Annotated in this window: 8 protein-coding genes and 1 pseudogene; 2 read left to right on the plus strand and 7 right to left on the minus strand. The window is 37.2% G+C overall.

The annotated features are described in order from the left end of the window. The 4 genes and pseudogenes from QW060_RS22110 to QW060_RS22125 all read right to left on the minus strand — a co-directional run. Positions 1–447 (minus strand): hypothetical protein (locus tag QW060_RS22110; protein ID WP_290365162.1); only part of this gene is annotated, 447 nt, incomplete at its 3' end. A 101-nt stretch (positions 448–548) separates the two neighbouring features. Beyond that, complete coding sequence (locus QW060_RS22115) at positions 549–1178, minus strand: oligosaccharide flippase family protein (RefSeq protein WP_290365163.1); 630 nt, start codon at positions 1176–1178, stop codon at positions 549–551. A 10-nt stretch (positions 1179–1188) separates the two neighbouring features. Further along, complete coding sequence (locus tag QW060_RS22120; protein ID WP_290364417.1) at positions 1189–2142, minus strand: hypothetical protein; 954 nt, start codon at positions 2140–2142, stop codon at positions 1189–1191. A 4-nt stretch (positions 2143–2146) separates the two neighbouring features. After that, positions 2147–2305, minus strand: a pseudogene (locus tag QW060_RS22125) (DUF6909 family protein); the annotation flags it as partial. 13 nt (positions 2306–2318) lie between these two features. Between QW060_RS22125 and QW060_RS22130 the strand changes: the two are divergent. Further along, on the plus strand, positions 2319–2846 hold the full coding sequence (locus QW060_RS22130; protein WP_397386127.1) for a helix-turn-helix domain-containing protein: 528 nt from the start codon (positions 2319–2321) through the stop codon (positions 2844–2846). An 86-nt stretch (positions 2847–2932) separates the two neighbouring features. After that, entirely contained in the window at positions 2933–3481 is a 549-nt protein-coding gene (locus QW060_RS22135) for a YbhB/YbcL family Raf kinase inhibitor-like protein (protein ID WP_290362640.1), read from the plus strand. A gap of 186 nt (positions 3482–3667) precedes the next feature. On the opposite strand, the gene QW060_RS22140 is transcribed toward QW060_RS22135, so the two are convergent. From QW060_RS22140 to QW060_RS22150, 3 genes are all read right to left on the minus strand, one after another. Then, positions 3668–5017, minus strand: a complete 1350-nt coding sequence (locus QW060_RS22140) for a TolC family protein (RefSeq protein WP_290362641.1) — start codon at positions 5015–5017, stop codon at positions 3668–3670. A gap of 109 nt (positions 5018–5126) precedes the next feature. Beyond that, entirely contained in the window at positions 5127–8225 is a 3099-nt protein-coding gene (locus QW060_RS22145) for an efflux RND transporter permease subunit (RefSeq protein WP_290362642.1), read from the minus strand. A gap of 21 nt (positions 8226–8246) precedes the next feature. Next, positions 8247–9210 (minus strand): efflux RND transporter periplasmic adaptor subunit (locus QW060_RS22150; RefSeq protein ID WP_290365164.1); only part of this gene is annotated, 964 nt, incomplete at its 5' end.

Consider the following 9210-nt stretch of genomic DNA (forward strand, 5'->3'; position numbering starts at 1 on the left):
CATAGCCAATGTAATAAACATTTCAACGATATAAATGCTAACAATTGTACCTTCTAAGTGAAACTTCCATGTTAGTAATGTTCCTAACACGAACATTGCCATAGCACCAAATAAAGAAAAGTTTACCAATGTTTTTGTCTTATGAAAATACAATAAGGTCTGATAATATGGAATATTTAATGCAATAATGATCGGTAAAAAACATAAATATTTAGATAAAGAAAGTCCTTCTTTTAAAGATGTTTCTATATTAAAATAATCGATTCCAACTATATATAGCAAAAACAATAACGTTGTGACAAAGCCTAAAAATAATATATTGAAACCCGTTATTTTTCTAATATATCGTATGCCTTCACTCCATTTCTCTTGTAGTAAATAACAATATCTCGGATAGCTTACGTTAAAAAACACGCCTAAATAGCTTCTAAAAACGGTAATGATCATATCCGATATTTTATAGATTCCTGTATAAAAATCTCCTAAAAAAATACTGATTATAAATACGGGTGCATTAGAATAAAAAGTAATCGCAAAATTAGAAATGACTATTGCCTGATTTTTTTCACAAATGATAACAACCGCTTTTGTGAAGTACTGAATACTTTGGGAATTTTACTATAATAATAAGCATACACCAATGTATTTGCGAAACCTAAGATACCGACTACATATACATAGTCTTCTGTTTTTCTTACTAATATAAAAACGAGTACTACATACAGAACTTTAGAGATGATAATGATTTTATTAATGGTTTTAAAATCTTCTAACCCTTGAAAAAACCATATCGGATTAAAAAGCTGGGCAACTAAACTCAACAATCCAAAATAAAAAACCGCCTCAACGTTTAGTATTAAGAAAGTAAAAATACAAATTCCCAATAAAATGATGGTACTAAACATTCTATATTCATATAAAGTACCTATATATTTTTTCAGATAATTTGTTGCACTCCTATAGGCACTTACCTCTTTTACACCTATTAAATTAGAACCAAACTCAATCAATAAACAAAGAACAATAAATAAAGAAGTAGCTACACCTATTTTACCCCAATTTTCGACACCACAAACCTTAATAATATAAGGCATGACTATAAATGGTGCTAACAGGTTTACAATTTGTCCGGCGCCATGTACTATAAAATTAATAAGGGAGTGTTTTGTCTGACTCACTATACCATAATTAGAAGCTTGTCTTTAATCGATTAAATTTACTTTTTAGATAACCATATATAAGAAATAAAACAAGAAACAAGAAAGGAAAGAGTATAATATTAGGAATTAAAGACGTAACCTTAATGTTCATAATTCGCGAGGCATCATATATAATTTTATCCTGCTCTATCAATTGCACATCAGTAGCATTTACCTGACGAATTAGGTCCTCTTTAATTTCTAAAACATCTCCAACCTGATTGTAAGAATTTAAAGACAAGTCACTGGTTTTCTGTTCTTCTCCTAAACGTTGAAACATACCATTGATTAAATCAATTGACTTTGCCAGTTCATTACGTTTGTTCAACGTATTTACTTTTTCAATTTCTTTGCGTTTGTTAAAATAGCTATCATTGTTCATCTTCTCTAATATTCTATCAACCAAAGCAGTCGTGTTACCATTGCCTTTTGTATAAATTTTCAGAAGATGAAATTTATAATTCTTAGACGCTAATTTACTTTTTGAATATTTCTCTAAATCTATAGAACGATCACTCAATATTTCAAAAGCCTTTAAATGTGTACGATCACTAATAATAAAATTATAGGCGTCATAAACCGGTTCTATCTTAATGTTGTATAGCACTTCATTATTATCAGATGCTTTCAACTCATTATTAAAACCAATTATATCAAACGTTTCTACCGTATTATACAAATACTCAACACTATTAAAATTGGGTACTACCAATATTTCGTTCAAAGATCGGTCATCATTTGACTGATCGCTAAAAAAGCCAAGAATTCCTCCAATAAGTAAAAGAATCAATACAACAAATTTATTTCTCTTCAAAAATCGAAATAAGCGATAGATATTATAAATAAAGCGGTCATAAAAACCGTTTATCCTATTAGAAAAATGTTGAAGGTCAACTTCTGATTCTTGAGGGATAGTGTTCTTAACATCAAATGGTTCGCTCATATTTTTAGAGAGTATTAAAAATTTGTTCCAATATTTTTATAGTAATCAAATACGTTGGTTTTACACCTGTTGATCCCAATCCGCCCGATGCCAGCGTACTTCCGGTTTCCAAAGGATTATCCGATGCATAATAGGCATAACGTACTTTTACATCCGGATTGAAATTTATACATAAAGTGGCACTTGACAAAACAGTATCGAAGGGATATAAATCTGTTTATGATTTTCAATATGACCATTTTATTCAGGGCTTCGCAAAAAGTTTATCCGATATTTCAAGATTATCAAAACATCTGCAAACAAAATTACTCGAAGTAAAGTTTGAAGAAATCATGTTATATCTGACCGAAATTTACGGAACAGATTTTTTATCTTCATTTATCGTAAAAAGTCCTGATAGTACACAGAAATTTATTCGGACTGTTGAAACCAATCAATTGAGTAAATTAACATTAAAGGAACTGGCATTTTTATGCAATATGAGCATTTCAACTTTCAAAAGAGAATTTGAGAAACACTATGGCGAATCACCTATCAAATGGTTCCAGAACAAAAGATTAGAACATGCTCATTATCTGCTGAACCAGCAGCAAAAAAATTCTTCTGAAATTTATGTAGCAGCAGGATATGAAAACTTATCCAGTTTTATCCAGGCATATAAATCAAAATATGGAATGACGCCCAAACAACATCATAAAAAGTGAGCTTTTAGCAACAGTTTTTGAACCTAATACTCCATTTTCTCAATAATAGTGCTGCTAACTTTGCTTAAATTTTAAATTGTAATACAATGAAAAAAGCAAATTTTATTTTAGTATTGTTGTTGCTATTCTCAACAGTACTTTTCGCACAAAAAACATTTACGTTATCCAGTAAAGATTTAGGAGGATCAGCAACTCAAAAACAAGAATTTAATGGGTTTGGTTGTTCAGGAACCAATGAATCTCCTCAGTTATCGTGGAAAAATGCGCCTGAAGGGACAAAAAGTTTTGCCGTAACCATGTATGACCCTGATGCACCAACAGGAAGTGGATTCTGGCACTGGGTGGTATTTGATATTCCTGCAAACGTAAATGAATTGCTGTCTAATGCAGGCAATGTCAAATCCAATATCGCTCCCAAAGGTGCTATACAAAGTATAACAGACTATGGAATCAAAGGATTTGGAGGTCCCTGTCCACCAGAGGGACACGGATTTCATCAGTACATCATCACGGTTTATGCTTTAAAAACCACTACATTAGGGCTTGATGAAAATGTAAATCCTGCAATAGTCGGGTTTAATCTTTGGAATAATACTTTAGCAAAAGCGAGTATTATTGCCTATTATAAGCGATAAATTACACCTACTTTATCTATACAATTATCAAAGAATTTATAACTATAAAAAAGAGGACATAATTAAAATGTCCTCTTACTATAAAACTTTGTTTGTTTTAGGATACTTGAATAATTTTTTAAGCTTGCTATAATATTCTTAAAGATGCTGTCAGGCAATTTTTGTGTGTTATTACGATTTCAGGTATTACAATTCTAACATTCCCAAAGCGTATTGTAGTTCGGTATGCAGCACCCTGAGATTATATACTGCCTGCAGATAATTGATTTTAGCCTGTGTAAGCGCAAGTTCGGCATCAGTCAGTTCCAGTCGTGAACCCAATCCGTTTTCAAACCGGTCTTCTGTCATCTGATGATTCAATTCAGCAGATTGTACTGTTGTAATCTGAATTTCCAATTGTGAAGAAGCTTCTTTCCATCTGCTTATTATACTTGCCAGTGTTGTTTTCACTTCGTCTTTCAGATCTTTGAGTCGTACCTCTTCCTGATCTGCTACAATTTTTGCCTGATTGATTTTTGATCTGCGTTGTCCGCCATTAAAAATAGGTACGCTTAGTTGTAAGCCCAGAAATGAAGTTCTTGGCCATACATAATCATTAAATCTCAGGTTATCTGCCTGTGCCTGAATCTGATATTGCCCGATGATTCCTATTTTGGGTATCAGTTCAGCTTTAGTTGCTGATACCTTCTGTAATTGTAGTTCAATAGTCAATTCCTGTACATTTATATCATTTCGGTTGACTTCGGCAATGTTTAAAGCCTCGCTTACCGTAAGAAACTCGGTTTGATTGGTCTGAACCTCCGATTCTAATTCATCTGTCAACTCCAGTTCCTGTATTTCATCAAGACCAATAAGCCTTTTGAGTTCTATACCGGAAACGTCTATATTATTTTTAAGGTAAGAAACCGAAGATCTCAGATTTTCAACTGCAATAAAGCTGCGTAAAGTGTCTGATTTAAGTCCTCTGCCCTGTGCAAACAAAGATTTTGAATCTTTCAGCGCTTTGACGTTCCGCTCATGGCTTTGTTCTAAAAGCTGTAGCTGACGCTTCATCATTAATATATCGAGATACCGTGAAGAGATCGCGAGTGCCACCCGGCTTTTTAAATCTTCTGTTTTCTCAGCCTGTATTTTTTCATTAATTCGGGATGCTTTCGTCATTCTGTGCGAACCTGGATCCAGAATAGGCTGGTATAACGATACAAATCCGTTAAAAGCATTTCTCCCGCCAACAGCAACTTCCTGTACTGCTTTAGTAGTTCCGGCAAATGATCCGGGAAGGAAGATATTTTGTCGGTCGAAATAGTAAGAATAGGCTACTCCGGCTGAAATATCCGGTAATAGTCGGCCTTTATTCTCCCTTGTTTTTTCTGCAGCATTTTTTTCTTCCAGTATTTGTACTTGTATTGTTTTATTTCCCTGCCTTGCCATTGTCAACGCTTCCTTAAGTGAAAGTGTTTTTGTCTGAGCCAGTGATGGTCTGCTGCCTATAAATAGCAATAGCGCTATTATAAATATATGTGATGCTTTTTTCATTGTGAAAATAGTTTTATTCATTGGGTTAGCCGAAATTTTCAGGTGATTATTACCACCAGGTGCAGCCGGTATTTCTCAACTGCACAAGGAGATAATTATTTTCCGGTCATTATTCATTAGCATTTGTAATTTCGTTTTCATCCAGTTCTACTGCTTCTTTTCTGCGTTTACTGCTGGACAAATAAGAATATACAGCCGGAATAATGAACAGCGTAAGTATTCCTGAAAATACAAGTCCGCCTGCGATAACGATACCCAACGACTGACGGCTGTTGGCAGTAAGTGCAATAGGTAGTGCACCGAATATCATTGCCAGAGAGGTCATCAGAATAGGTCTGAACCGTTGTTCGGCTGCCTGTATCGCGGCATCAAATTTAGACAAGCCTGTATCTTTGAGGTGATTGGCGAATTCAACAATAAGGATTCCGTTTTTGGTAATAAGTCCTACGAGTGTAATAATACCAATCTGGCTGAATACATTGAGACTTTGACCAAACCAGGAGAGGCTCAGAATAGCTCCTGTCACCGCCATCGGTACAGTAAGCATAATAATTAGAGGGTCACGCAGACTTTCAAATTGTGCGGCCAGAATCATATAGATAATTACCAGGGCAAGTATAAGAGTGAAGGCGATGTTTCCCTGACTTTCTCTGTAATCACGAGACTGACCGGCTAATGATGTTTTGAAGTTTTCACCCAAGACTTCAGTTTTAATGCGTTCTATTTCTTCAATCCCTTCTGCAAGACTGACACCCGGAGCCGGAGCTGCGGATACAGTAGCAGAGGTGAACTGATCATAACGGTATATAGCGGCAGGACTTACAGCCTCTTCGGTTGTGATGAGGTTGTTTAGAGGGATCAGTTGTCCGTTGTTAGAACGTACATATATGGAATTAAGATCGGTAATATCATTTCTCAATTCCCGGTTCATCTGTCCGATTACCTCATATTGTCTGTCGTTTCGAAGGAAATAAGCGTAGCGCAGTCCGGAGAGGGAAAGCTGCAAAGTACGGGCTACTTCTTCTATTGAAACTCCCATCAGGGCTGCCTTTTGCCTGTCGATATTTATTTTGATTTCAGGTTTATTGATTTTGAGATCAGCATCGGCAAACATCAGTTTTTTACTCTGACGTACAGCATTCAGAAATTTAGGTAGTGCTGCAGTCAGGGTATCAAGATCCTGAGTCTGTAATACAAATTGTACGGGCATACCTCCTCCATAACGCGAACCAATGGTAGGTGGCAGATAAGGAAATAAGAGAAAACCTCTGAAATTGGCAGATGCTGCCCCATATTGATTGTATAAGTCCTGTATGCTGGCTTTTCTTTCTTTAGGATCTTTCAGATAGATACTTTGTACAGCAACATTAACAGGTGCAGGTGCCGGAATGAAGGATATCGCAACCATGGAATAGGTTTGATACAGTCCATCCGTAGAGTCATTGACATATTTACCGACTTCAATCATATTTTTTTTCATATAATCGAAAGAGACACCTTCAGGCGCAATGGCGATAAGACTCATATTGGATCTGTCTTCTACCGGCGCAAGTTCTGAAGGTAATTTTTTACCTACAAAATAGATAAGTCCTGTAGTGACAATCAGAAAAATCCATGCCAGCCATCTGGCCCGCATAAAGGCAGTCAACAACCGTGCATATCCGTTATTCATACGAACAAAGAAAGGTTCTGTAACCCTGTAAAACCAGCCTGGTCCTTGTTTCTTTTTCAGAAAATAAGCACTCAGCATAGGCGTTAGTGTAAGTGCAACAAAGGCAGATACCAATACAGAGCCAGATACCACTATAGCGAATTCTTTAAAAAGTTGTCCGCTGATACCTCCCATGAAGACAATCGGTAAAAATACAGCTGCCAGTGTAATGGTTGTAGAAATTACTGCAAAATAAATTTCTTTGGATCCTTTAAAGGCTGCCTGTATCGGTGGCATGCCTTCTTCTATCTTTTTATAAATATTTTCAAGTACCACGATTGCATCATCCACCACCAGTCCAATAGCGAGTACCAATCCAAGCAACGTCAACACATTGATGGAAAAGCCTGAAACATACATGATGAAAAAGGCCGACAGGATAGATACCGGGATAGCGATAACGGGGATAATGGTAGAACGCCAGTCGCGTAAAAAGAGGAAAATAATAATAACCACAAGACCAAACGCAATAAAGAGGGTTTCTTCCACTTCTTTAATAGATTCGCGAACCGACTGCGTAAAGTCAAATCCTACAATAAGACGATATTCAGACGGAATGTCTTTACGTAACTGCTCAAGACGTTTGTAAAATTCATCTACTACTTCAATAGCATTCGCACCGCGCTGTATTTGTATGGCTACACCGATACCTACACGATTAAGATTGCCTGTTTCGTTGATAATGGCAGTACGCTCATTCATCTCACCCAATTCGGCTGAACCTATATCTTTGAGACGAACCACAGAATTTTCAGTTTGTTTGACAATCATTTCCTCAAAATCAGTTTGTGTTGTCAGTCTACCCAGTGTGCGTATGCTGAGTTCACTATTATTTCCTTCAACCCTTCCGGAGGGTACATCTATATTTTCCCTTAACAACGCCTGCCGGATATCTTCCGGAGTAAGCTTATGGGCAGCCAGTTTAATCGGGTCAAAGCGTAAACGCATTGCATATTTGTGCTCACCTACAATGGCGACATTGTTGATACCGGGAATAGATTGCACACGGTCTTTGATAACAGTAGAAGCGATATGACTTACTTCCTTAATATCTTTCGTATCACTTTCTACTTCCAGAAAAGCTACAAGGTTATCCGGTGAAGAGGCTTTTTGTACAATTGGCGGATCTACATCTGCCGGAAGCTGTTTTCGGGCTTTGGATACTTTATCTCTGACATCGTTCAGAGCATCTTCGATGTCCATTTCTCGATTAAATTCTATTGAAATAACGCTTACCTGCTCTCTGGATTCGGAGGATATGGTACGTATTCCGTTTGCCTCGGCAATGGATTCTTCCATAGGCCGGGTCAGTTTAGATGCTATTACATCGGGACTTGCTCCCGGATAAAAAGTGACAACTGAGATAACGGGCGGTTCTGTGAGTGGGAACTCCCGAATCCCTAATTGCTTCCATCCAACAATACCCAAAATGACAATAAGGAGGGAAAATACACCGGCTAAAACCGGTTTTTTTATGCTTAAAGATGATATACTCATGATGTTGCAAATTGAAATGGATTATTTTTTTATGACAGGCTGTACCGGAGTACCGTCGGCAAGTCGCAGCATATTTGAAATTACAATGCTGTCTCCCGCTTGAATACCGGAGGTAATAATGGCTTCTGATTCCGTTCTGTTACTTATGACTACAGGCATGGGTTTGGCTATGCCACCTTTTATGACGAACGCATTATAGCCTTTTTCGCCGGGCATTAGTGCTTCCGTAGGTATCATGATACCTGTTGTACCTTTCTTTTCAGTACTGAAGTAAACTTTTACAGATTGTCCTGCCCGGAATTTATTTCCATTATTGTTTGTAATGGCTTGTACCTGAAGACTTCTGCCATCTGCGTCCAGTCCCGGTTCAGTAGCAGTAATGCTGGCGTTGAATTGTTCATCAGACAATCCGGTACTGAATTTAATCGGAGTACCTAATGTGATAAGAGGCAGATACCTTTCCGGTAGTGTAAAACTTATTTTTATGCTGCTTTGATCCTGAAGGTTTACCAAAGCTGTTCCGGGTGATACATAGGCTCCTAAATGCACTTTGGTTATACCTACTTTGCCCGAAAATGGGGCACGGATTACGGTTTTTGCCAACTCTGTGCGCAAATAATCTTGTTGAGCTTCAAGAGAGTTGAGTCGTGTCAAAGCTTCGTCATATTCCTGTTGTTTTACAGTTTCTGTTTTCAGAAGGTTTGTCATCCGATCTTTATTTAATCGTGCAAGTTTGAGTTCAGCCTCTATCTGTCTGAGCTGTGATCTGAGATCGGCGTCATTGAGCGTATAGAGTACATCTCCCTGATTAACATAGCTGCCGTCTTTAAAAGCTACTTTGGTTATCTTTTGTGCGGTTTCACTCACAACTGCTATTTCACGGTGTGGCATGAGAGTACCTACAAAGATTTCCTGCTGGTCGAGCTCCTGTTCCTGAGCAATAATAATATCTACGGGTAATTTTGCTGCAGCTGCCGGAGTTGTA

It is taken from the genome of Paenimyroides ceti (genome assembly GCF_030409925.1).

Bases quoted from the DNA above. Each gene is read 5' to 3' on its own strand.
- QW060_RS22120 (WP_290364417.1), bottom strand. From the start codon at position 2,142: ATGAGCGAACCATTTGATGTTAAGAACACTATCCCTCAAGAATCAGAA.
- QW060_RS22135 (WP_290362640.1), top strand. From the start codon at position 2,933: ATGAAAAAAGCAAATTTTATTTTAGTATTGTTGTTGCTATTCTCAACA.
- QW060_RS22140 (WP_290362641.1), bottom strand. From the start codon at position 5,017: ATGAAAAAAGCATCACATATATTTATAATAGCGCTATTGCTATTTATA.
- QW060_RS22145 (WP_290362642.1), bottom strand. From the start codon at position 8,225: ATGAGTATATCATCTTTAAGCATAAAAAAACCGGTTTTAGCCGGTGTA.